The organism is Phyllobacterium phragmitis, assembly GCF_002980495.1.
GTDB lineage: Bacteria > Pseudomonadota > Alphaproteobacteria > Rhizobiales > Rhizobiaceae > Paramesorhizobium > Paramesorhizobium phragmitis.
The window spans coordinates 149,505-174,071 of the sequence record NZ_PVBR01000002.1; the positions used below are offsets into that span (position 1 = coordinate 149,505).

The 24,567-nt window shown below is 61.9% G+C and carries 20 protein-coding genes; all 20 read right to left on the bottom strand.

Going from position 1 to position 24,567, the window contains the following annotated elements:
* Positions 1 to 240: 240 nt before the first annotated feature.
* The 20 genes from recN to mraZ all read right to left on the bottom strand — a co-directional run bounded on the left by recN (position 241) and on the right by mraZ (position 23,984).
* Positions 241 to 1,914 carry a DNA repair protein RecN gene (gene recN / locus C5748_RS02885; RefSeq protein ID WP_105740439.1) on the bottom strand — a complete coding sequence of 558 codons (1,674 nt, stop codon included), beginning with the start codon at positions 1,912 to 1,914 and terminating at the stop codon, positions 241 to 243.
* Positions 1,915 to 1,924: 10 nt separating this feature from the next.
* Positions 1,925 to 2,836: an outer membrane protein assembly factor BamD gene (locus C5748_RS02890; RefSeq protein ID WP_105740440.1), complete on the bottom strand. Its 912-nt coding sequence runs from the start codon at positions 2,834 to 2,836 to the stop codon at positions 1,925 to 1,927.
* A 219-nt stretch (positions 2,837 to 3,055) separates the two neighbouring features.
* Complete coding sequence (lpxC, locus tag C5748_RS02895) at positions 3,056 to 4,003, bottom strand: UDP-3-O-acyl-N-acetylglucosamine deacetylase (RefSeq protein ID WP_105740441.1); 948 nt, start codon at positions 4,001 to 4,003, stop codon at positions 3,056 to 3,058.
* A gap of 329 nt (positions 4,004 to 4,332) precedes the next feature.
* Positions 4,333 to 6,027, bottom strand: coding sequence for a cell division protein FtsZ (gene ftsZ / locus C5748_RS02900; RefSeq protein ID WP_105740442.1), 1,695 nt, complete (start codon positions 6,025 to 6,027; stop codon positions 4,333 to 4,335).
* A gap of 101 nt (positions 6,028 to 6,128) precedes the next feature.
* Complete coding sequence (gene ftsA, locus C5748_RS02905) at positions 6,129 to 7,451, bottom strand: cell division protein FtsA (protein ID WP_105740443.1); 1,323 nt, start codon at positions 7,449 to 7,451, stop codon at positions 6,129 to 6,131.
* On the bottom strand, positions 7,448 to 8,380 hold the full coding sequence (locus C5748_RS02910) for a cell division protein FtsQ/DivIB (protein ID WP_105740444.1): 933 nt from the start codon (positions 8,378 to 8,380) through the stop codon (positions 7,448 to 7,450). Before C5748_RS02910 ends, ftsA begins: the two co-directional genes overlap by 4 nt.
* Positions 8,368 to 9,294 (bottom strand): D-alanine--D-alanine ligase, encoded by a 927-nt coding sequence (locus C5748_RS02915; RefSeq protein ID WP_105740445.1) that lies wholly within the window; start codon positions 9,292 to 9,294, stop codon positions 8,368 to 8,370. The genes C5748_RS02910 and C5748_RS02915 overlap by 13 nt, the downstream gene beginning before the upstream one ends.
* 255 nt (positions 9,295 to 9,549) lie before the next feature.
* Positions 9,550 to 10,131, bottom strand: a complete 582-nt coding sequence (locus C5748_RS02920; protein WP_105740446.1) for a hydrolase — start codon at positions 10,129 to 10,131, stop codon at positions 9,550 to 9,552.
* Positions 10,132 to 10,183: 52 nt separating this feature from the next.
* Positions 10,184 to 11,152, bottom strand: coding sequence for a UDP-N-acetylmuramate dehydrogenase (gene murB / locus C5748_RS02925; RefSeq protein ID WP_105740641.1), 969 nt, complete (start codon positions 11,150 to 11,152; stop codon positions 10,184 to 10,186).
* 11 nt (positions 11,153 to 11,163) lie between these two features.
* Positions 11,164 to 12,573 (bottom strand): UDP-N-acetylmuramate--L-alanine ligase, encoded by a 1,410-nt coding sequence (murC, locus tag C5748_RS02930; protein WP_105740447.1) that lies wholly within the window; start codon positions 12,571 to 12,573, stop codon positions 11,164 to 11,166.
* Positions 12,570 to 13,694: an undecaprenyldiphospho-muramoylpentapeptide beta-N-acetylglucosaminyltransferase gene (murG, locus tag C5748_RS02935; RefSeq protein ID WP_105740448.1), complete on the bottom strand. Its 1,125-nt coding sequence runs from the start codon at positions 13,692 to 13,694 to the stop codon at positions 12,570 to 12,572. Before murG ends, murC begins: the two co-directional genes overlap by 4 nt.
* 8 nt (positions 13,695 to 13,702) lie before the next feature.
* Positions 13,703 to 14,857, bottom strand: a complete 1,155-nt coding sequence (gene ftsW, locus C5748_RS02940; RefSeq protein WP_105740449.1) for a putative lipid II flippase FtsW — start codon at positions 14,855 to 14,857, stop codon at positions 13,703 to 13,705.
* A complete protein-coding gene (gene murD, locus C5748_RS02945; protein WP_105740450.1) occupies positions 14,857 to 16,257 on the bottom strand; it encodes a UDP-N-acetylmuramoyl-L-alanine--D-glutamate ligase in 1,401 nt (466 codons plus the stop codon). The genes ftsW and murD overlap by 1 nt, the downstream gene beginning before the upstream one ends.
* 4 nt (positions 16,258 to 16,261) lie before the next feature.
* On the bottom strand, positions 16,262 to 17,344 hold the full coding sequence (gene mraY / locus C5748_RS02950; RefSeq protein WP_105740451.1) for a phospho-N-acetylmuramoyl-pentapeptide-transferase: 1,083 nt from the start codon (positions 17,342 to 17,344) through the stop codon (positions 16,262 to 16,264).
* A gap of 27 nt (positions 17,345 to 17,371) precedes the next feature.
* Positions 17,372 to 18,805 carry a UDP-N-acetylmuramoylalanyl-D-glutamyl-2,6-diaminopimelate--D-alanyl-D-alanine ligase gene (locus C5748_RS02955; protein ID WP_105740452.1) on the bottom strand — a complete coding sequence of 478 codons (1,434 nt, stop codon included), beginning with the start codon at positions 18,803 to 18,805 and terminating at the stop codon, positions 17,372 to 17,374.
* On the bottom strand, positions 18,802 to 20,256 hold the full coding sequence (locus tag C5748_RS02960) for a UDP-N-acetylmuramoyl-L-alanyl-D-glutamate--2,6-diaminopimelate ligase (protein WP_105740642.1): 1,455 nt from the start codon (positions 20,254 to 20,256) through the stop codon (positions 18,802 to 18,804). The genes C5748_RS02955 and C5748_RS02960 overlap by 4 nt, the downstream gene beginning before the upstream one ends.
* Positions 20,257 to 20,327: 71 nt before the next feature.
* Entirely contained in the window at positions 20,328 to 22,085 is a 1,758-nt protein-coding gene (locus tag C5748_RS02965) for a peptidoglycan D,D-transpeptidase FtsI family protein (protein WP_105740453.1), read from the bottom strand.
* Between the two features lies 1 nt (position 22,086).
* Entirely contained in the window at positions 22,087 to 22,473 is a 387-nt protein-coding gene (gene ftsL, locus C5748_RS02970; protein ID WP_105740454.1) for a cell division protein FtsL, read from the bottom strand.
* A gap of 3 nt (positions 22,474 to 22,476) precedes the next feature.
* Entirely contained in the window at positions 22,477 to 23,502 is a 1,026-nt protein-coding gene (gene rsmH, locus C5748_RS02975; protein WP_199194686.1) for a 16S rRNA (cytosine(1402)-N(4))-methyltransferase RsmH, read from the bottom strand.
* Positions 23,499 to 23,984, bottom strand: coding sequence for a division/cell wall cluster transcriptional repressor MraZ (gene mraZ, locus C5748_RS02980; RefSeq protein WP_105740455.1), 486 nt, complete (start codon positions 23,982 to 23,984; stop codon positions 23,499 to 23,501). The genes rsmH and mraZ overlap by 4 nt, the downstream gene beginning before the upstream one ends.
* Positions 23,985 to 24,567: the final 583 nt, after the last annotated feature.

A 24,567-nucleotide genomic window follows, 5' to 3' on the forward strand; every position in this document is an offset into this window, starting at 1 on the left:
GAGGCTGTTGCCATGGGTGGAGTGGATTTGCACATAACGTGCTCGTCATCTCACTCCCCTCTACCCTGCCGGGCATCTCCCCCTCAAGGAGGGAGATTAGCTGACAGAAGCGATGGTGTTCACTCTTCAACGTCTGCGATTGGTGCTGCCGTCAATGAAGGCGTAATCTCCCTCCTTGAGGGGGAGATGCCCGGCAGGGCAGAGGGGGTATTCCTAAAGCGCCCCCTCTCAGAAGCACCACTACCCCGCCCCACTCAGCAGCCGCGCCGCCGCCGCACGCGCCTCATCAGTAACCGAGGCCCCCGCCAACATACGGGCGATTTCTTCGGTGCGCGCCTCATGATCCATATGTGCCACGCGGGTGAAGATCATATCGGAAGCCTCGCCCGTCGGCCCCTTGGAGATCAGCAGATGGGTCATGGCACGCGCCGCCACCTGCGGCGCGTGGGTGACGGAAAGCACCTGCACATTGCCGGAAAGGCGGTGCAACCGCTGGCCGATGGCATCGGCCACCGCGCCGCCAACGCCGGTGTCGATCTCGTCGAAGACCAGCGTCGGTGCCGAGCCGCGATCGGCCAGCGCCACCTTCAGCGCCAGCAGGAAACGCGAGAGCTCACCACCCGAGGCGACCTTCATCATCGGCCCGGCCCGCGTGCCGGGGTTGGTCCGCACCCAATATTCGACCGTGTCGATGCCTTCCGCGCCACGCGCCTCTGCATCGCTCTTCATCTCCACGATGAATTCGGCGCGCTCCAGCTTGAGGGCCGGCAGTTCGGCCATAACGGCTGCTTTAAGGTGTTCCGCCGTCTCGCGCCGGCTGGCGGAAAGCCGTGCGGCCGCCTCGCCATAGGCGGCGCGGGCCGCAACAGCCTCCTTTTCCAGGATCGCCAGACGCTCGGCTCCGGCATCGAGATCAGTCAAATCTGTATCCATCCGATCGCGCAGCGCCGCCAGATCATCGACCGGCACGGAGAATTTCCGCCCCGCCGCCCTCAGCGCGAAAAGCCGCTCTTCAACCTGCTCCAGCACGCGTGGATCGAAATCGATCGCCCGCATCGCCGCCTCGATACCACTCTGCGCCTCGCCCAGCGCATCCAGCGCCTCATCGATCGCCTTGATGACCGGCTCGAGCAATTGCGGGGCCTCGCCGGCCTTGCGCTCCAGCCGCCGTACCAGGCTTGCAAGCGACGGCACCGGCGACGTAGATCCCGACAGGATCTCGTTCGCCTCGTTGACGTCGGCAGCGATCTTTTCCGATTTCATCATCGTCGCGCGCCGCTCAGCCAGCGTCTCTTCCTCGTCCGGTTGCGGATCGAGCTTGGAAAGCTCGTCCACCGAAGCGCGCAGATAATCCGCCTCGCGCGCAGCGGCCTCCACCTTCGCCCGATGCCGCGAAAGCGCCTGCTCGGCGTCGCGCCAAACACGGTAGCGGCTGCGGACGAGCGAAACAGTCGGCTCCAACCCGCCAAAGGCATCGAGAAGCGTGCGGTGAATGTCGGTGTCGATCAGCGCCCTGTCATCGTGCTGGCCGTGGATTTCCACGAGCCTGCGCCCGACCTCGCGCAGGAGCGCAACGCTCGCCGCCTGATCATTGATGAAAACGCGGGTGCGCCCGTCCGCCGTCTGCACCCGGCGCAAGATGACATCGCCATCCTCATCGATATCGTTCTCGCGCAGGAGAAGCCGCGCCGGATGATTGCCGGGAATATCGAAGACGGCCGTCACCTGCCCCTGATCCGCGCCGTGGCGAACGAGCGAGGCATCACCCCTGGCGCCAAGCGCCAAGGAAAGTGCATCAAGCAGGATGGATTTGCCGGCACCCGTCTCGCCGGTCAGCACTGAAAGGCCGTCGCGGAACTCGATATCGAGTCTTTCGATCAGGACAATATCGCGGATCGATAATTGCGACAGCATTAGGTTTAGCTTATGCGCCCCCGCCGGTGATTAACGTTGCCGCTTTCGACAGCCACGAACCCGTGTTCTGGCGCGGCTCCAGCCCCTGACTCTGCAGGAGCTTGTAGGAATCCTTGTACCACTGGCTGTCCGGGAAATTCTGTCCGAGCACCGCCGCCGCCGTCTGCGCTTCCGAAGTCAGGCCAAGCGCATAATAAGCTTCGACCAGACGCGCCAGGGCTTCCTCGACATGGCGGGTGTTGGAATATTCCTCGACCACGGAGCGGAAACGCTTGACCGCCGCCAGATATTCCTTGCGTTCGAGATAATAGCGCCCGATCTGCATTTCCTTGCCCGCAAGTTGGTCGCGGGCGAAACGGATCTTCGCCTTGGCGTCCTCGACATATTCGGACTCGGGATAGCGTTCGATGACTTCGTTCATCGCGGCGATCGCCCGGCGCGTCGCCACCTGGTCGCGCGTCACGTCGGGGATCTGCCGGAAATAGGACAGGCCGATGATGTAATAGGCATAGGCCGCTTCCTTCGACGTCGGATAGAGCGTCGTGTAGCGCTTCCCCATATTCACGGCTTCGTCGTAATTGCCCTGCCGGTAATTGGTGAAGGCGGCCATGACCAGCGCCTTGCGGGCATATTCCGTATAGGGATGCTGGCGGTCGATGGCCGCGAATTTCTTCGCCGCCTCGTTCAGTCGGCCGGCTTCGAGATTGGCCAGGCCCTGGTTGTAGAGCGTATCGGCCGGGTCGATCGTCTCGACATATTTGCTCAGATCGATATCGTCATCCTTGGTCGCGCAAGCCGAAAGCGGAATAGCAAGGGCGAGCACGCCGGTCAGAACGACCTTGCGCAGTACATGATGGCGTGAAACATCAGGATTGGCTTCCGGCCCAGGCGCAATGTTCACCGGCAAATTCGAACTCGTCATGCTGTCTCCGGCCCTTCGGCACTCTAAAATCGTGCTAGCGTTCGGTCGCCCATAAACCACAAGCGGGGTGAATCGGCAACGTCGTTGCCGGTAAATAGCCCGAATTTGTGATCCAAGCGCCTTACCCCGTCAATCATCCGTTGACGGCCCAATTATGGCCAAGCGCCAACCTATCGCCATGACAGGCGCAATCCACAGGATATTCGGCCAGTTTGAAGCTTAAAGCACCCAGGGCGCATGAACGGGCGCGTTCACCGCAACCAGCTCGGCGCCCCGTCCGCCTGTCCGCCGACCCGATGCCTCGACGATCTCGAAGGCCGAATGATCGGACAAAAGCGCGCGCAGCGTCGCGGCATTCAGGCGATGGCCGCTGCGGTAGGAGCGGAAGCAGCCGATGAAAGGCACGCCGGCAAGCGCCAGATCGCCCACCGCATCAAGCGCCTTGTGCCGCACGAATTCGTCGGGAAAGCGCAAGCCGCCCGGATTGATGACCGAATTATCGTCGCCGATAACAAGCGAATTGTCGAGCGAAGAGCCGAGCGCATGGCCCGAAGCCCAGAGCTTCTCGACATCCTTCATGAAGCCGAAAGTGCGCGCGCTGGCGATCTCGCGGCGGAAAACTTGCGCATTCATATCGCTGGCGAAGCGCTGCCGCCCGATCAGCGGGCATTCGAAATCGATCTCGACCTCGAAGCGCGTGCCGTCATAGGGGCGGAATTCCGCCCAGGAGCCGCCGGTTTCGACACGTACGGTCTTGGTGACGCGGATGAAACGGCGCTTGGCCGCCTGGACGGCGAGACCCGCCTGCTCGAACGCTTCGATGAAGCAGGTCGATGTACCGTCGAGAATCGGAACCTCGGAACCATCGATCTCGATGATCAGATTGTCGATTTCCAGCGCCATCAGCGCGGCCATGAGATGTTCGACCGTATCGACCTTGACGCCGCGGTTGCCGAGCGACGTGCACAGGTCGGTCGCTCCGATCTCGGAGGCAAGCGCCTTGATCTCGTGCAGCCTGCCATCCGCATCGGTGCGGTGGAAGACAATGCCCGTATCAGGATCGCCTGGAAGGAAATTGGCGGTCACCGGCTTGCCACCATGCACGCCTATGCCGGACAAGGTGACCGGATGTGCAAGCGTTTTCTGATATCCCAAAACGATCCCCATGGATGCCCACCTCGGTTGCAGATTGACAGACATGGCTCTCATGTCCAGCGCCAGTTTGGCCCAGTATGTCATTGTCCCCAACCAGACACCGTTCAGGACTCAGATCGTTGGACACTTGGTTGTGCCTGGAAGATAATGTTCGCCCCCCTAGCGTCCAAATCACGGTTCTTTACGATTTATTACATGGCTTATGCCTGGGACGCAGAAGAATTATCCAATAATTTCAGCTGCATGAAAAGAAAACCCCCGCCGGTCTTGCGATCGGCGGGGGTTGCTTTGTGACAAAATTGCGAAAGCTGCTGGATGCGCCCGATCGGACGCGCAGCGTTTTAATTGGCCTGGCGGCGCAGGAAAGCCGGGATTTCCAGCTGATCCTCTTCCGAAACCTGGCGCGGCTGCGGCCGGCCCTGCTCGTCGAGTTGTCCGCGGCGCGGCGCATAGATCGAGGCATCCTGCGAAAGCGGACGGCGGGGTTCGGCCGGGCGCATCGCAGGCTCGCGGTGCTGTGCCGGCTCGAGCCGTGCCGCAGGCTCTTCCTCGCGGCGCGACAGCCCATGGGTCAGCCGCTTGAGGAGCCCCATCGGGCCACGCTCTTCGGCAGCCGGATTATGCTGCGCATTCAGTTCCGCCTGAACGACCGGCGGAAAGTCTGCGACATTAGGCATGCGCGGCGCGGGCCGCTGCTGGACCGGAGTGGGAGCCGGCGCCGCCTGCATCGGATGGTGATGCTGCTGCGGGGCCGGAGCATGCTGCTGCATCTGCGGGCGCGGCGCGGGCGCAGCAGGTGCAGGAGCGCGGGTTTCGAGCACTTCCGGCGCCGGAGCCTGGAAAATGCGGCTCTGCGGACGGAACTCCTGCTCCGCAGCGGATGACTGCGCCATATGCTGCGGCACTTCGGCTTCAGCCGTCTGGATCGCCTGGGCGACCGGATCGGCCGGCCTTTGCTGGGCGACGGCTTGCTGTTCCACGGGACGCTGCACAGTCGCCTGGGCAGCGGGCTTTGCACCCGGCTTCATTGCCTGGCGAAATTCGAGCGGCGCAGGCGCCGCGTCTCCGATCTGCTTGTCGATGCCAGTTGCCACGACCGAAACGCGGATGACGCCTTCCAGCCCTTCGTCGAACGTTGCGCCGAGGATGATGTTGGCATCCTGATCGACTTCTTCGCGGATACGCGTCGCCGCCTCATCCACCTCGAACAGCGTCATGTCGCGCCCGCCGGTGATCGAGATCAGCAGGCCCCTGGCGCCGCGCATCGAGGTTTCATCGAGCAGCGGGTTGGCGATCGCAGCTTCTGCCGCGGCCATTGCGCGACCGTCGCCTGAGGCTTCGCCCGTGCCCATCATCGCCTTGCCCATCTCGCGCATCACCGAACGAACGTCGGCGAAGTCGAGGTTGATCAGACCTTCCTTGACCATCAGGTCGGTGATGCAGGCAACACCCGAATAAAGCACCTGGTCGGCCATCGCGAAGGCGTCGGCGAAAGTCGTCTTGTCATTGGCGATGCGGAAGAGGTTCTGGTTCGGAATGACGATCAGCGTATCGACGTTCTTCTGTAACTCGTCGATGCCCATATCGGCAGTCTTCATGCGCCGCGCACCCTCGAAATGGAAGGGCTTGGTTACGACGCCGACGGTCAGGATACCTTTTTCACGTGCAGCGCGCGCAACCACCGGAGCAGCCCCCGTACCCGTGCCGCCGCCCATACCGGCGGTGACGAAGCACATGTGCGTGCCCGACAGATGATCGTTGATCTCGTCGATGCATTCCTCGGCTGCCGCACGTCCGACCTCGGGCTGTGATCCGGCGCCGAGACCTTCGGTGACGGCAGTGCCGAGTTGGACGAGGCGCTCCGACTTCGACATGGCCAGCGCCTGTGCGTCGGTGTTCGCCACCACGAAATCAACGCCGCGCAAACCGGCATTGATCATGTTGTTGACCGCATTGCCACCGCCGCCGCCGACACCGAAAACGGTGATGCGTGGCTTCAGCTCGGTGATATCAGGCTTTTGCAGATTGATAGTCATCGTTCCTCGTCCTTTTTGCCTTTTCCACCGCTTCGCCGCCGCGGTGCCGAATGAGTTGTTTCGAATAGATCGTCATTGCCGGATTACGTTGCTTGCCATGCTCAGAAACTCTCTCTCAACCATTGACCGACACGCTGGATACGCCCGCCCGTACCCGTCATGCGGCTGGCTGAATTCGCCTTCACGGAGCGCTCGTCGAGGCCCGCGATCTGTGGATAGATCAAAAGCCCGATAGTGGCCGCGAATGCCGCTCCCTTGGCCGCCTCGGGAAGCCCCGCGACGCCCAGAGGCCGCCCAATCCTGACATTGCGCGCGAGAATCCGCCGCGCCACTTCGGGCATGCCGGTCAGCTGGCTTGCGCCGCCCGTCAGCACCACCCTTTTTCCAACGATATGACCGAGGCCGGACTGGTTCAGCCGGTCGCGCACCAGTTCCAGCGTCTCCTCGACACGGGCGCGAATGATGCGGGTGAGCACCGAGCGCGGATATTGGTTCGGCACGTCCCGGTCGTCCTCGCCGATCGGCGGAACGCTGATGAGATCGCGATCATCGGCGGCGCTGGGCAGCGCCGAGCCGTACATGACCTTGAGCCGTTCCGCATCGTCCATGCGCGCCGAAAAGCCGCGCGCCAGATCCATCGTCACATGATTGCCGCCGATGGCGATGGCATCCGCATGAATGAATTTCCCCTCGGAAAAAACCGAAATCGTCGTCGTGCCACCGCCCATGTCGATGCAGGCGGCGCCCATCTCCGCCTCGTCGTCGACGAGGGCGGAAAGGCCGCTCGCATAGGGCGTGGCGACGATCGCCTCGACCGAAAGGTGGCAGCGGTTGATGCACAGCTCCAGATTGCGCAGCGGAGCGGCATCAGCGGTCAGCACATGCATGTCGACGCCGAGCGTATCGCCCAGCATCCCGAGCGGGTCGCGGATGCCGCGCTCGCCGTCGAGCGTATAGCCGACGGGCAGCGAATGAACGAGATGGCGTTCGGCGGCAAGCGCCTGCTTGGCGCCGGCGGCGAGGACGCGGCGGATATCCGCCCTGTCTATCTCATGGCCGCCAAGGCTGACGCTGGCGCTGAAATTCTCGCTCTTCAGCCGCCCGGCGGAAATGTTGACGATGAGCGAATCGACCGTAAGTCCAGCCATGCGCTCCGCCGCATCGACCGCCAGGCGGATCGACTGCTCGGCAGCGTCCAGATCGGTGATGACGCCTGATTTCACGCCGCGCGATTTTTGATGCCCGATTCCCAGCACCTCGATGCGATGCGTCCGGCCGGGCAGAAATGCACTCTCCTCGCGCGGCTTCAGCTTCGCGATCACACAGGAAACCTTGCTGGAGCCGACATCCAGAACGGTCAACAGACGTACGCGACGCCCTGAAGATCCTGCCTGGGATGTGGCTTTGCCGCCCAGAATACTCATACGCGTTTCCTCGCACGGGCCAATTGCTTGTCACGATCCTTGAGCGCCTTCTCCCGACGCTCCATCGCGTCGGACGTCAGACGAACGCTCATCCGGTCCTCGATGCGCATGTCGACGGCAAGAATATCGCGCGACAAGAGCCCGTTCTCCTGGTCGAGATTTTCAAGTGCGGCCAACGTCGCCTCGACCTTGTTTTCAGGCAGCATGACCCTGACGCCATTCTCGAACAGGATATCCCAGCGGCGGTCAGCAACGCGAATATAGGCGCGCACCTTGCCGGCGAGATGCGGAAACGCCGCAACCTGCGCGACGAAATCCTTTGCAGCCGTCCCGGCGCCATCACCGACGATCAAAGGCAGATCCGCATGACGGCCGGAGAAGGGAACGATGTCATCGCCCTCGCTGTCGATCAGCGACAGTTCCTTGTCGCGTTGCCAGATCGCGAAGGCTTTGCGCTCGCGCATGGAGACATGGACCGTACCGGGATAGATCTTGCGTACATCGACGGATTCGACCCACGGCAGAGCGGCGATCGCCTTGCGCGCTTCCTCGGCGTTCAAGCCGATCAGCGACGTCTCGCCATCGAGCGCGAGTTCGCCCAGGACATCGATATCGGACGTCTCGCGATTGCCTGCGACATCCACCTTTTCGATCGCGAAGCCGAAAGTGGAGGTGGTCGCCTTCACGACTTCGGGTGCATGTCCGCCGAGCAGCATTCCGTAGAAACCGGTAAGACCGAGAAAACCCAGCGCGCCAACCGCCCCAAAATGACGCGGAATCGTCACGCTGCCCTCGAAAAGCCGGACAGCAAGGCGAAACGGCTTGCGCAGGAAGCGCGGCAGAACGAAAGCGCCATGCGTCGCCGCCAATGCCTGACGCATCGCAGCCGCGCCATGGGCGCCAGACGTTCTGTCCTTCAACGCAAACACGATGCGTCCTCCACTATCCAACTCAACAATTCACCAAAGGAATGCCCTGCAGCCCTGGCAATATCAGGCACCAGCGATGTTGGCGTCATGCCCGGCTGGGTATTGATCTCCAGCCAGACAAGCTCGCCATCTTCCGAAAAACGGTCGTCATAACGGAAATCGGAACGGCTCACGCCCTTGCAGCCAATCGCTTGATGCGCATTGAGTGCCATTGTTTGTATTTTTTGGTAAATTTTCGGTGAAATTTTTGCAGGGCATTCGTGTTTTGATGCGCCAGCAACATATTTCGAATCGTAATCGTAGAACTGATGACCGACCGGAACGATCTCGCAGACACCGAGCGCCACATCGCCCATCACCGCGCAGGTCAACTCACGCCCCGCGACATAGTGCTCGACCATGACCGAATCACCAAATCTCCATTCAGGCGACGTGAAGATCTGCGGCGGATGCGACTGATCCTCCTTGACGATCACCACACCGAAGCTCGACCCCTCGCGCACAGGCTTGACCACGTAGGGCGGCCTCATCGGATGGCTGGATGTGAAATCGAGGCGATCCATCAGCTTCGAGTCGGCGACCGAAACACCGGCGGCGACAGCAACCGTCTTCGCCCGCCCCTTGTCCATGGCGAGCGCCGAGGCGAGCACGCCGGAATGGGTGTAGGGAATTTGCAGATATTCGAGAACGCCCTGGATCGCACCGTCTTCACCGAAGGGACCATGCAGCGCATTGAAGGCGACATCGGGCTTCAGCTCGGCAAGCACGCTTGCAACGTCGCGACCGACATCGACCCGCGTCACCTGATAGCCTTCCGCCTCCAGGGCCTCGGCGCACGCAGCACCCGACGAGAGGCTCACCGGACGCTCCGCTGAAAACCCACCCATCAAAACTGCAACATGCTTCTTCGCCATGCGAGAAATCCCCTCTGCGCGATCCCCGGCGCATGCTGAAAAGAGGCTGAATCGGACCTGCCCGGCGACAAGAAATCGCAGACACCCGGGACAGACGAAAACGTCTGCCGACTCAAATCAGTTAACGCTTGGACCTAAAGAATCAGAGAGTTGATTCGCTGGCAACCCCTGTCTGCATTTCTCATTGCTAAAACATGCTTTTGTTAGAAAATCAGACCGGCCAAAAGCGACGATCCGGGGGAAGAAACGCAGCGATTATCGTTGCTTCAAATGGGCCAGTATTGCATCTGTGGAACTGATGCGGGAAACGCGCGGCAGCACCTTCTCTATCGCAAAGCGATGCATGGCCTCTTCGAAGCTCGCCGCCACATCCTCGGCAATAATGACGGAATAGTTGAGCTGCCAGGCGTCCCGCGCGGTCGACTCCACGCCAAAATTGGTCATCACGCCGCCCAGCACGATGGTATCGATGCCCCGGCGCCGCAGTTGCAGGTCGAGCTCCGTCCCGAAGAATGCGCTCCACTGACGTTTGGTGATCACCACATCCGCTTCTATTCTGGCTAGTTCAGCAGCAAACTCCATGGCGCTTTCGGACAATCCGCCTTCCGGCCGGCCGATCGGGACATCGACATCGGCCGGCGGCGCATCGGCGAAACCCTGGGAAAACCCGACCCGGACCAGAACCAGAAGCGCTCCGGCCGATTTCATGCTTTCGGCAAGTCTTACGGCATTCCCCATCACTTGCGCACGCGTGTAGGGCGCCATGGGCATACCGAGCGTCCATTGCTGCAGATCGATCAGGACGAGTGCTGTCTTGCGTGGATCGAAATTGGGCATGGAAGACATCTCCAGTTAATGAATATGGACCCTGAGCGACGGCAATGAGCCCTCAAATGATCTGGCCAAGGAATTCCTGAATGTCCTGGTCCTGCCGGAAAAGCCCGAGACGCTTGATCTCCCATTGCAGGCGGATGCCGGATTTTTCCAGGACGCGGGCACGCACGGTTTCGCCGAGCGTTTCCAGATCGTGGCCGCTCGCCAGGCCGGTATTGATCATGAAATTACAGTGCATCGGCGACATCTGCGCGCCGCCGATCATTCGGCCGCGGCAGCCGGCCTTGTCGATTTCTTTCCAGGCCGACGATCCATCGGGATTCTTGAAGGTCGAGCCACCGGTCTTCTCGCGGATAGGCTGCACCGTTTCGCGGTGATGCTGCACGGCGTCCATCGCCGCCTTGATCTCGTCATGCTCGCCCGCCCCCCCCTCGAACAGCACCGAGGTGAAGATCATATCCTTCGAGGCGGAAGAATGGCGATAGGCATAGCCCATATCCGCATTGGAGAGGATGTGCAGATCGCCCTTGCGATCGAACGCACGTACCTCGACCACGCGCTCGCGCGTCTCGACGCCGTTGGCGCCCGCATTCATGCGCAGCGCACCGCCGATCCCACCGGGTATGCCGTGGTAGAAATGGAAACCGGCGATCCCGGCCTCGAGCGCCGCCGCCGCCACCCGCTTGTCGGGCGTCGCGGTTCCGGCGCGAAGCCGCGTCTCCGACACGCGTTCGATCTCGCCAAAGCCTTTGGCCGACAGGCGGATGACGAAGCCCGGAATGCCGCCGTCGCGCACCAGCAGATTGGAGCCTATGCCGACCACCATCACCGGGATTTCCTCCGGCACGCCCCTCAGGAAAGCCGCCAGATCCTCTTCGTCGGCCGGCTGGAACAGAACCTCGGCCGGCCCGCCGACGCGGAACCAGGTGATCTTGTCCATGCCCGCATTGGGCGTCAGCCGCCCCCGCAGTCCCGAAAGCCTGTCGCCAAGCCTGGCTATCAGCGCTTCACCGTCACCGATCATCCCTACCGACATCACTTCCCTCCCCCAGCCGCCAATTCCTTCGGCAGCGCATAGGCCCATTGGGTGATATTGCCCGCACCGAGGCAGATGACGAAATCACCCGGCTCGCCAACCGAGGCGACCAGCGGCGCGAGCGCTTCGGGACCGGTGACATAGCGCGCGTCGCGATGCCCCGCCGTCTTGATCCGGCTGACCAGCGTTTCGGAATCGACCCCCTCGATCGGCTCTTCGCCCGCCGCATAGACCGGCGTCACGACGACCGTATCCGCATCGTTGAAACAGGCGGCGAAATCGTCGAACAGGCTCGCCAGACGCGTATAGCGGTGCGGCTGGACGATGGTAATGACGCGGCCATGCGCCGCCTCTCGCGCGGCTCTCAGCACCGCCTTGATCTCGACGGGATGGTGGCCGTAATCGTCGAATATGTCGACGCCGTTCCACGAACCGGTATGGGTGAAGCGCCGCTTGACGCCGCCGAAGGAGAAAAGCCCCTTCTTGATGTCCTCGTCGGAAATGCCGAGCTCATGCGCCACGGCGATCGCCGCCGTCGCATTGGAGACGTTGTGACGCCCCGGCATCGGCAGGCGCAGCCCCGTGATCTCCGATATCTCGCCGCTCTTGCGGGTGCGGATGACCACATCGAAGATCGATGACGGACCGTCGATGACGTGATTGACGAAACGCACATCGGCCTGCGGGTTCTCGCCATAGGTGATGACGCGGCGGTCCTCGATATGGCTGACCAGCGCCTGCACCTCAGGATGATCCAGGCACATCACGCCGAAGCCGTAGAACGGCACGTTCTCCACGAACTGGCGGAAAGCCTCGCGCACATTGTCGAACGAGCCGTAATGGTCGAGATGCTCCGGATCGATATTGGTGACGACCGCGATATCGGCGGGCAGCTTCAGGAACGTGCCGTCGCTCTCATCCGCCTCGACCACCATCCAGTCGCCCGCGCCCATGCGCGCATTGGTGCCATAGGCGTTGATGATGCCGCCATTGATGACGGTCGGATCGAGATTGCCCGCGTCGAGCAATGCTGCGACCATCGAGGTCGTGGTCGTCTTGCCGTGGGTTCCCCCAATGGCGACCGCCTGGCGAAAGCGCATCAGCTCGGCCAGCATCTCGGCGCGGCGCACGACCGGCAACAGGCGTTCGCGCGCTGCAACGAGCTCCGGATTGTTCTTCCTGATCGCGGTCGAAACGACGACGACTTCCGCATCGCCTAGATTTTCGCTCCTGTGGCCGACGAACACCTCGATGCCCTTGTCGCGCAGGCGCTGGACATTCGCCCCATCGGCCTGATCGGAGCCCTGGACCTGATAGCCGAGATTGTGCAGCACCTCGGCAATACCGCTCATGCCGATACCGCCGATCCCGACGAAATGCACAAGTCCGATATTCAGCGGCATCTTCATGGCCGCTCTCCTTTTTTCAATTCCGAAATGGGTTTACCCGATGCAATAGCCTCTGCGAGATCGGCAAGCAACCGCGTGGCATCCGGCCTGCCGGCGCTCTGCGCCGCCTTCGCCATTGCCGCGAGTTGCCCATCGTTCTTGAACAGCACCGCAATATCTCCGGCCAGGCTTTCGGCGGTGATTTCCGGCTGCCGTCGCAAAAACGCCCCACCGACGTTCACCAGAAGCTGTGCGTTGTGGCCTTGATCGTCGTCAAGCGCGTGCGGCAGCGGCACCAGGATCGCCGGCCGTCCGATGACGGAGAGCTCAAGCACCGTCGAGGCGCCGGAACGGGCTATGACGAGGTGGCTTGCAGCCATGCGCGCTGGCAGGTCGGAAAAGAAGGGTGCGACCTCGGCCTCGACACCAAGCCCGGCATAGCGGTCCCGAACGCGCTCCTCATCCTCCGGCCGCGCCTGCTGGGTGATGTGCAGACGGGACCGCAGGGCCTCTGGCAGACACGCGATCGCCTCAGGGACCACATCGGAGGAGAACCGCGCCCCCTGGCTTCCACCGAAAACGAGAAGGCGCAAGAGCCCGGCTCCCGCCGGGACCTCATAGGGCGTATCGGCGACATCCAGGACCGCTTGGCGGACCGGGTTGCCAGTCTCGACGATCTTCTCTGCATAGGGCCCCCGCGCTTTCAGAAAGCCGCCGGCGATCGCATCGACGCGCGCGGCAAGCCCCTTGTTGGCACGACCCATCACGGCATTCTGCTCGTGGATGAAAGTCGGGATACGCATCCGCGTTGCCGCATAGAGCGGCGGCAGCGTCGGATAACCGCCGAAGCCCGCAACGAGCTTCGGCTTGAGCCGGCGGAAAAGCCGCCTTGCATCGAGATTTCCCTGCCAGAGCCGCCACAGCGTTTTGGCGAGCGCCACGGGATTGCGCCCGGAAATCGTCGCCGAGCGGATGACGTGCACGGCCTTGGCCGGAAACTTAGCCGCGAAGCGCTGCGCCCGTGCGTCGGTGGCAAGATGCACCTCCCAGCCCCGCGTCGTCAGCTCATGCGCCAGCGCTTCCGCCGGAAACAGATGGCCGCCGGTTCCTCCGGCGCAAAGGATGATGATTCCCTTCGACATGCCGTTGCCTACCGAGCGTGGAGCCGGCGACCGGCGGCGAAATCGAGCGTAGCCGACATGCGCCCCTCCGGCCTGCGCCGCGTCAATGCCAGCAGGATGCCCATCGAGATCGCCACCGCGATCAGCGACGAACCGCCATAGGAGATGAAGGGCAGCGTCATGCCCTTGGCCGGCATCAGATGCAGATTGACCGCCATGTTGATGATCGACTGGAAGCCGAACAGGATGACGATGCCGGAAACCGCAAGGCGGGTGAACTCGTCGCGCTCCTTCAATGCGATGGAAAGGCCGCGCACTACGATGAAGGCGAAGATCAGCATGATCAACAGGCATAAAATGATGCCGTATTCTTCCGCCGCCACCGAAAAGATGAAATCGGTATGGCTGTCGGGAATGATGCGCTTGATCGTGCCCTCGCCCGGCCCCTGGCCGAACCAGCCGCCGCGAATGATCGCCTCGCGTCCGGCATCCACCTGGAATGTATCGCCTTCGCCGGTCATGAAGCGGTCGATACGACCCGCGACGTGCGGGAAGAAAGTATAGGCGCTGAAACCGCCCACGACCGCGCCAGCGCCGAGGATGACGATCCAGAACCACGGCACGCCGGCCATGAAGAACATCGCCCCCCATGTCGCCGCCGTCAGCATCGTCTGGCCGAGATCGGGCTGCGCCACCAGGAGGGCTGAAACCAGCGCGAACAACAGCATGGCGAACAGGTTGCCGGGAATGTCGGGGCGGCGCTCATGTTCGGCGAAAAGCCAGGCGCAGATGACGACGAAGGCCGGCTTCATGAACTCCGACGGCTGGATCGAGATGCCCATGAGCGATATCCAGCGCCGCGCCCCCTTGACCTCGATGCCGAAGAAAAGTGCCGCGACCATCGCCAGAACAGAAAAAATAAGCAGGATCAGCGCGAAACGCCTGATCTCCCGCGGTGCTAGGAAGGAGACGGCAATCATCACGAAAAGCGCTGGAAGCATGAAGACGATCTGGCGCTCGACGAAATGGAAGCTGTCAAGGCCGATACGCTCGGCCACCGCCGGGCTCGCGGCAAAGGACAGAAGAATGCCGAGCCCCATCAGCACGAGACAGGCTGCGAGAAAATAACGGTCGATCGTCCACCACCAATTGGCGGCCGGCCCGCGGTCAACACGGCTTACCATCAGCGTCCCCCTTCAATTGGTTGCGCGCCATCGAGCGCCAGTACGGCCTGGCGGAATGCCTCGCCGCGTTTCTCGAAGTTCTGGAACTGGTCGAAGCTGGCGCAGGCGGGCGACAAAAGCACCACCGGCTCAGCCCCATCATCCTTTTCCGCATCGCGCGCCGCATGTTCGACGGCGGCGGCGATCGTACCGGAAATCTCGTATGGCGCCGCCTCGCCAAGCGTCGCGGCGAATTGCGGCGCTGTCTCGCCGATCAGATAGGCCTTGGCAATGCGCGGGAAAAAGCCGGAGAGAGCGGCGATGCCGCCTTCCTTGGGCAAGCCGCCGGCGATCCAGTATATCCGTTCGAAGGACGAAAGCGCCGGCGCTGCGGCATCCGCATTGGTCGCCTTGGAATCATTGACGAACAGCACCTTGCCGCGTGTCGCGACCTGTTCCATGCGATGGGCAAGGCCGGGGAAGGATTTGAGGCCGGCGCGGATTTCCTCGATGCCGAGACCGGCAGCGAGGCAGGCGGCCATCGCGGCAAGCGCGTTCTGCGCATTGTGCTCGCCGCGCAGGGAGCCGATACCTTCGAGCGAGGCGATTTCCTTCGCACTGCCCGCGCTGGCGTGCATCAATTTCGGGCCATCCGCGAAAAAGCCACTGATAACAGGCTGACGCTTGGAGATGCGGATGACGGTCTTGCCGGTGCGTTCCAGCCGGTCGGCGATCTGCGCTGAGTAGCTGTCATCGACGCCGATGATCGCTGTATCGCTGCCTGCCACCAGCCTTTCCTTGATCTCGGCATAGTGCTGGATGGTGCCGTGCCGGTCGAGATGATCCGGCGTCAGATTGAGCAGTATCCCGGCAGTCGGATTGATCGAGGGTGCGAGATCGATCTGGTAGGAGGAGCATTCAACGACGTAATATCTGTCACTGGCAGGCGGGTCGAGCGTCATCACCGCCGTGCCGATATTGCCGCCAAGCTGCATGTCGCGGCCTGCCGATTTGATGATATGCGCGATCAGCGCCGTCGTCGTCGACTTGCCGTTGGTTCCGGTGATGGCAATGAAAGGACAGTCGGGCGCGGCGCGGTTGCGCTCGCGCACGAACAGTTCGATGTCGCCGATGATCTCGACGCCCGCCGCCCGCGCAAGATCGACCGTCCAGTGCGGGCGCGGATGGGTGAGCGGCACACCGGGCGAAAGGACGAAGGAGGAAAAATCCTTCCAGCCTGCCTGCCGGAGATCGCCGGTCGTGATGCCCGCCGCAGCAGCGCGTTCCACGCTCGTCGGATTATCGTCCCACGCCAGAACTTCGGCGCCGCCGGCCATGATCGCCTTCGCCGTGGCAATGCCCGAACCGCCGAGCCCGAACAGCGCGACGATCTTGTCCTTCATGGCGTGGGCGAGGATCATGCGTCTATCTCAGCTTCAGCGTGGAGAGGCCGATCAGGGCGAGGATGATCGACACGATCCAGAAACGGATCACCACCTGGCTTTCCGTCCAACCCTTCTTTTCGAAATGGTGATGGATCGGCGCCATCAGGAAGACACGCCTGCCGGTCCTCTTGAACCAGGCGACCTGGATGATCACGGAGAGCGCCTCTACGACAAACAGGCCGCCGATGATGGCGAGCACGATCTCGTGCTTGGTGGCGACGGCAACCGCGCCGAGCGCACCGCCAAGTGCCAGCGATCCGGTATCACCCATGAAGATGGCGGCGGGAGGCGCGTTGAACCAGAGGAAACCGAGGCTCGCGCCGATCACCGCGCCGAGCACGACGGCAAGCTCGCCCGTACCTGGAACGAAATGGATCTGCAGATAGTCGGCAAAAATGGCGTTACCCGAGAGATAGGCGATGAAACCGAAGGATGCGGCTGCCACCATTACCGGCACGATGGCGAGACCGTCGAGCCCATCCGTCAGATTGACTGCATTTCCCGCGCCGACCATGACGAAGGCGGCAAACGGGATGAAGAATATCCCGAGATTGAGAACGAACTGCTTGAGGAAGGGAAAGGTCAGCGACGAGGAGAAGGGCTCCTGCCCCGCACGCATGATAAACCATCCGGCGATCCCGGCGATCAGGAATTCAATGCAGAGCCGCGCCTTGCCGGAAAAGCCCTTGTCGGATTGCTTGGTGACTTTCAGGTAGTCGTCATAAAAACCGATGGCGCCGAAGCCGACGGAGACGAGCAGCACCACCCAGACATAGACGCTGGAAAGATTGGCCCACAGGAAGGACGAGCCGAGAATGCCCGAGAGGATCATCAGGCCACCCATGGTCGGCGTACCCGCCTTCTTGAAATGGGTTTGCGGTCCATCGGCCCGGATCGGCTGGCCTCGCCCCTGCCGGATGCGCAGCGAATTGATGATCATGGGGCCGAACAGAAAGACCAGCAGCGCCGACGTGATCAATGCGCCGCCGGTACGGAATGTGATGTAGCGGAACACGTTGAACAGCGTCACGTGTTCGGAAAACTGGGTCAGAAGCGTCAGCATGCGGAAGCGGTCCCCTCGAAAAACAGCCTATTCGGCCGGCCCCAGTGGCTCGGCAGGCGGATATTTGGCCATCAGTGCCCTAACGATTTTGGAGAACCCGATCCCCTTCGACGATTTCACCATGATGACATCGCCGGGACGGACCGCCTTTACCACCAGCGGCTGCAATTCATCGACGCTCTGCCTGTATTCGGTCTGAATTTCAACCGGCAATGCGGAATCGAGCACCGACATTTCCGGCCCTCCGATGAAAAGCGCATTGACCTTCGCGCCTGATATGGGCCGGACGAGATCCATATGCAGCTTTGCCGCCTGTTTTCCAAGTTCCAGCATGTCGCCCAGAACCGCGATGCGGCGCCCACGCGCTTCCGGCTGCGCAGCATGCAGGAGTTCGAGCGCCGCCCGCATCGAGGCCGGATTGGCGTTATAGCTCTCGTCGATCAGCGTGATGACGCCATCGGGATGGCGCAGCCTGTGGCGTGCACCGCGTCCGCTTTCTGGTATCAGCGTAGCCAACGCCATCGCGACCCTGGCTATATCGGCGCCGGCCAGATGCGCCGCGCCCAGCACCGCCAGCGCGTTTTGCGCGATATGACGGCCGGGAGCACCGATCTTGACCACCACCTCCTGTCCGGCCAGCCGCGCCGTCATGCAGGAGCAAGTGGGGTGGAGTTTCATTTCATGTGCACGGTAATCGGCGCGGGCATTCTCGCCGAAGGTGCGGATATGCTCGACGCCGGCCTTCCGCGCTAACTGTTCCAAAAGCTTGAAGCGCTTGTCGTCGTGGTTGATGAGCGCATAGCCGCCCGGCACGATCCCTTCGAAGATTTCCGCCTTGGCCGTGGCGATCTCGTCCAGATTGTTGAAATGGCCGAGATGGGCGTGTGCGATCAGCGTGATGATCGCCACATGCGGGCGGACCATCTTGACCAGCGGCCGGATCTCGTCGACGTGGTTCATGCCGATCTCGAAGACGCCGTAATCGGCATCAGCCGGCATGCGCGCCAGCGTCAGCGGCACACCCCAATGATTGTTGAAGGAGGCGGCGGAGGCATGCACCATGCCGACTTCTGCAAGCACATGCCGCAAGGCCTCTTTGGTCGTCGTCTTGCCGACGGAACCGGTTACCGCGATGATCTGGGCCTGGCTGCGGGCGCGCGACGCGATGCCAAGTCGCACGAGGCCCTCCAGTACGTCATCGACCACGATCATCGGCACCTTCAATTTGCCGAGTGCGGGAAGTTTCGCCTCCGCCACCACGATCAGGCCGGCGCCGGCCGCCATCGCGGCGGTCGCGAAATTATGGCCATCGAACTGATCGCCCTTAATGGCAAAAAACGCCTCGCCCGGCGCCAGCGTGCGTGTGTCGATGGAAATTCCGGTGATGCCTTCGGGCAGCATGCCGACCGGCCTGCCGCTCATCGCCTCCACCATGTCGGCCGAAGTCCACAGCCAGGTCATTTCAGCCGTTCCTTCAAAGCCAGAGCCACTTCGGCATGATCGGAGAAGGGATATGTCACCTCACCGACTGTCTGGCCCTCCTCATGTCCCTTGCCAGCGACGATCAGCGTATCGCCGGCTTTCATCATACCGACGGCCGTGTTTATCGCCAGGCGTCGATCGCCGATTTCAATTGCGCCGGGCGCCGTCACCATGATTTCGGCGCGGATCGTCGCCGGCGCTTCCGAGCGCGGATTGTCGTCGGTGACGATAACCACATCAGCGAGCCGCGTCGCGATCTCGCCCATCATCGGGCGTTTGCCCGTGTCACGATCGCCGCCGCAGCCGAAGACGACGATGACCCGGCCCGTGGTGAACGGACGCACGGACGTCAGGACATTTTCCAGCGCATCCGGCTTGTGTGCATAATCGACATAGGCCGGCGCCCCATCCTCCGTCGCTCCGACCAGATCGAGACGGCCAGGCGCGCCTTTCAGTCGTTCGAGCGCGCGCATGGCAGCCGCGGCCGGAACCCCCGTCACCATTGCAAGCGCGGCTGAGACAAGAGCGTTGGCGACCTGGAAATCGCCCGCGAGCGGCAATGAAATCTCGTAGATGTCATTGCCGATCTTGACCTCCGCATGCTGACGGAAGCGCTCGTGCTCCACCCGCTTCAAGGCGATGAACGAGCCTTTGCGACCAACGGTCAGGACCTCGTTGCCTGCAGCCTTCGCCACATCGATCGCCATGGGCGAAAACTCGTCATCCGCAAAGATGACGGCAGGTGCGCCCTTGGGCAGGAGCGCATCGAACAGCCGCAACTTGGCGGCGAGATAGTCCTCAACCGTCGGATGATAATCCATGTGGTCGCGGCCAAGATTGGTGAAGGCGCCGGCGGCGAGTTTCACCCCGTCGAGACGCCGCTGGTCGAGACCGTGCGAAGATGCCTCCATCGCCGCATGCGTCACGCCCTCATCGGCAAGCGCGTGCAAAACCCGGTGCAGTTCCACGGGATCCGGCGTCGTCAGCGATCCATAATCGCTGCGCGTCGGCGAAAACACGCCGGTCGTGCCTATATTAGCCGCCGGAAATCCCGCATCCGCCCAGATCTGCCGCGTGAACGACGCCACCGAGGTCTTGCCGCTGGTGCCGGTGACGGCGACCATCATTTCCGGCTGCTTTTCATAGAATGCGGCAGCGGCGAGCGCCAGGGCGCGGCGCGAGTCCTCGACACGGATGATCGGCACGTCGGGTGCACCGATCTCGGCATCGCTTGCCGCGATGATCGCGGCCGCGCCCCTGGAAACGGCATCGGCGGCAAATGCGCTGCCGTCGGCCCTGCTTCCTTTCAGCGCTGCAAAGAGATAGCCGGGCCCTACCTTGCGCGAATCGGAGGTCAGCCCGGTAATGTCCATTTCTCCGATGGCTGGATCGGCAAGATTGGCAAGATCGGCGATATCCTTCAGCTTCATATAGGGTCCAGACATTGTCTCATTGTATGCCATTCGTGCCGGCGTGACTGTTTTATCCTGCCAGCATCGAATCAATCATTATCGTATGAAACCAGCATGGGGGCCGCTTCTTGGCCGAAATCAGGCTTTACACCCAAAAAGGACGCAGAACGGCGTATAATATTGGCCACCATCGGCGCAGCGTTGAGACCTGCAGTGGCGCTGGCTTTGCCTTCTTCGGGTTTCGGCTCGTCGATGATCGTTAGAACAATATAGGTCGGATCGTCCATCGGGAAAGCCGCGAGGAAGGCGTTGAAACGCACATCCTTGGAATAGCGGCCATTGACCACCTTTTCCGCCGTGCCCGTCTTGCCGCCGACGCGATAGCCCTTGACCTCCGCACGTCTGCCCGAGCCGATCTCGGCATTCAAACGATAGAGATATTTCATGTCCTCGCTGGTTTTTGCGGTGACCACCTGCTTGGCGACGGCATCCGCCTGCTCCTGCGTGCGCGGCAGGAACGTCGGCTCGATGAGCTTGCCGCCATTCATCAGCGCCGCAGCGCCCACCGCCGTCTGCAGCGGCGTCGTCATCATGCCGTGGCCGAACGCGATCGTCATCGAATTGATCTTCCTCCAGACTTTCGGCTCCACCGGACGGGCGACCTCAGGCAGTTCCGTCTGCATGCGGTCGAGAAGCCCCATCCGCCTGAGAAAGGCCCGATGCCCTTCGATGCCGACCTGCTCAGCCTCGCGCCCCGAACCGATGTTCGACGAAAAGATGAACACCTCCGGCAGGGTCAGCACCCGGCCCTTGCCGTGGAAATCATGAATGGTCTGGCGGCCTATCCTTAAGGGACGTGACGCGTCGAACCTGCTCTGCAGCGTCGCTCCGCCGTCATTGAGCGCCATGGCGGTGGTGAAACTCTTAATCGTCGAGCCCATTTCGTAGGTGCCCGCCGACATGCGGTTCAGATGGTCCTTGTCGAGAGCATTGACGGGATTGTTCGGATCGAAATCGGGCACCGATGCCATGGCCATGACCTCGCCCGTCTTGACGTTCAGCACCACCGCACCCGCCGCGATAGCGCGATAGCGCTGCATGGCCTGGACGAGTTCGTCGCGCACGACGTGCTGCACGCGCAAATCGATCGAAAGCTTGACCGGCTCCAGCCCCTGCTGGAAAGCAAGTCCCGTCGATTGAAGAGCCGTCAGCCCCTGCGAATCGAGATATTTCTCCATTCCCGCAATACCCTGATTGTCGATATTGACGAGGCCGAGAATGTGTGAGGCAGTCGGACCACCGGGGTAGAAGCGGGTCTTTTCGGTGCGAAAGCCGACACCGGGAAGCCCCAGCGCCATGATCTGGCTCTGTTGGCGCGGCGTCAGCCCACGCTTTATCCAGATGAACCCGGCACCGCTCTTCAGCTTGCGATAGGTCGATTCCCAATCGAGATTGGGCAGGACCGTCGACAAAAGCTCGATGGTTTCATCAGGATCGACGATGCGCTTTGGTTCTGCATAGAGTGAAGCCGTTTTGATATCCGTCGCCAGCACTTCACCGTTGCGGTCGACAATATCCGGCCGCGTCGCAAGGTTCTGGACCGCCGGGCCCTGATAACCGGCCTCATTGTCATTCTGCATGCCGTAATAGACGAGCCGCCCGCCGATAATGGCGTAGATGCCCATAAAGCAGCCCATCGCCATGATCACGCGGTTGCGCGCGCGGTTTCCGCTTTTCTTGCGCAGGCCTTCGAAAGCGATATTGCTCTTTGCGGGACTGTTCACGACAGGCTGCTCGGCTGCGACGCTGTCCCTGAATTTTCCGCGTCTGATCCAGTTCGCGCTCATTCTATTGCCCCTGCCTCACGCTGCCGGTTTTGATCTCGTCGGTCTTCTTGATGGCTGCCAGCAATTCGTCGCTGCCGGAGATGATGTTCTCGATCTCGTCGGCGGGACGCTCCGGAATATCGTTGAGACTGCCGATCTGCTTGGCGTCGATCGGCGCGAGATCGAGCTCGGACTGATAGACTTCGACCAGTTTCTGCAGGCGGTTCGGCTGGGTGAGCAGGCTCCAGTCGGCTTTCAGGAGCGTGATCGTATCCTTCTCGAAATCGATCTTGCGCTGCAACGTACGGATTTCGGCCATGCGCTTCTCGGCGTCGTATTTGATCTTGTAAGTCACAGTCGCCGCCGCGAGCATAACCGTGATCAATATGATGTCGAAGGTTCGCAGCACGGGCTAGTTCCTATTGATATCGTTGGCATCGGGCAGCTTCGGCAGCCCGAAAATGGAGAGATCGGCGGCAAGCGGCGGATTGGCGGTTCGGACAGCGGCGCGCAGCTTGGCCGAACGCGCCCGCGGATTGCGTTCCTCCTCTTCAGGTGAAGGCCCGACCACGCCCTTACCGAGAGGCGTAAAGCTTGGCAGGCGCTCTTGCACCTGCGGCAGATGGCGGGACCCGCCGCTGCCGCCCAGCCGGTCGGCGAAGAAACGCTTGACGATGCGGTCCTCCAGCGAATGGAAGGTGACCACCACCAGCCTGCCGCCCGGCTCAAGCATACGCTCCGCCGCAAACAGCGCCCGCGCCAACTCGCCGAGTTCATCATTGACGAAGATGCGCAGCGCCTGGAACACCCGCGTCGCCGGATGGATCCGGTCCTTCGGATGCCGGCCGACCAGCGCCTCGATGGCGTTGGCGAGATCACGGGTGCGGATGAACGGCTCGCTCACCCGGCGCTTGTCGATCATGCGGGCGATGCGGCCTGCATTTTTCTCCTCGCCGAGGAAATTGAAGATACGGGCCAAATCACCCAGCTTCAGCCGGTTGACCACATCGGCGGCGCTGACACCCTCAGCTGACATACGCATGTCGAGCGGCCCATCCTTCTGGAAGGAAAAGCCGCGCTCCGCCTCGTCGATCTGCATGGATGAAACACCGATGTCGAGAACGATGCCGTCAGGCCCCCCCGGAACCAGCATGTCGAGCTGCGAAAAGCGCCCCGGCACCAGCGTCAGCCTGCCTGGAAATTCCTGCTCCATGGCACGCCCGGCGGCAATCGCGGTAGGATCGCGGTCGATCCCGGTGATGGAAGCGCCGGCTTCGAGGATACGCCTCGTATACCCTCCCGCGCCGAACGTCCCGTCTATGATGTGCTTGCCGTTTTCCGGCTGCAGCGCAGCGATGACCTCATCGAGAAGAACCGGAATGTGGCGGGCCGGTCCGCCATCGGCATGAGAACCATCTCCGCCGAGGCCCGCCATCATTCCGTCCCCCTTTGGGGCGGTGCGCCCGCCCCGTTTGCCGTTTGCTGCTCGGCTCGCCGCCGTTCGGCCAGCCTCTCGCGCACTCTCGTGCGATGTTCCTCGAAACGCTCCGGCTGCCACATCTGGAAATGCGTGTTCGCACCCGCAAATGTCACATCCGATGAAATGCCGGTGTGCTCCCGGATGAAATCCGTCACCATGATACGCCCGTCCTGGTCCAGCTTCAGAAAAGCGCCGTCCGCATGCAGATAGAAAGACATGTCGTCCGCCGTTTCCGCGAAAGGATCTTCGCTCTCCAGCCGGCCGTCGTAACGGGTCAGGAAATCTGGCCCGCCCACATCGAATGCCGGCAGATGCAGCGAGCGCAGGGCGTAGAGTTCCGCGTACCCGGCTTTCTGGATCAACGAACGAAAATGCGCCGGAACGGAAACCCGTCCTTTCGCATCGATCCTGTTCGTCACATGTCCCAGGAACCGGTCCACTACACGCTACCACCGTTTCCGCCACAAAGGGCCGCTTCATTGCATCCTCTGCCTCATCCTTCGAGGCCTCGCCATCAAGCGCGCAAACGAACAGCCTCCGGGTCGAAAACCCAGCCCGACGGCACCGCGGGGCCGCCCCTGACAATGTCGGGAAACACCGTGTCGAACGAACGCTACTGACGATACGAATGGATACCATGGGACACTATGGGCGTCAACGGGATTAGGATACACAAACCGGGAAGAAGACCAATTGCGGGCGTATTTTCCCTATCTCCAAGTTTATCGAATATTAAGCTTAAGGAACCGTTAGAGCAGCTCCATTTTGATGGAAACGGAGAGCCGCTCTCATTGTTTGCGGAACGCAGGCCCCGGAAAAGCAGCGCCTGTTTCCCATAGCCCGGCCCCACTTTCCGCAAGAAAACCGCTTCGCACGTTCCCATACTTGCTCTGGCCCGCATACCGGCCGACCGCCCCGCGCTCCGGCGGCAATCATTAACGATTGGCTCATCACGACCGCGTGCCCTCCTCCGCCCGGTCTTGACGAAGCCTTCTCGTGCTCCTATTAAATGCAAATAATTCG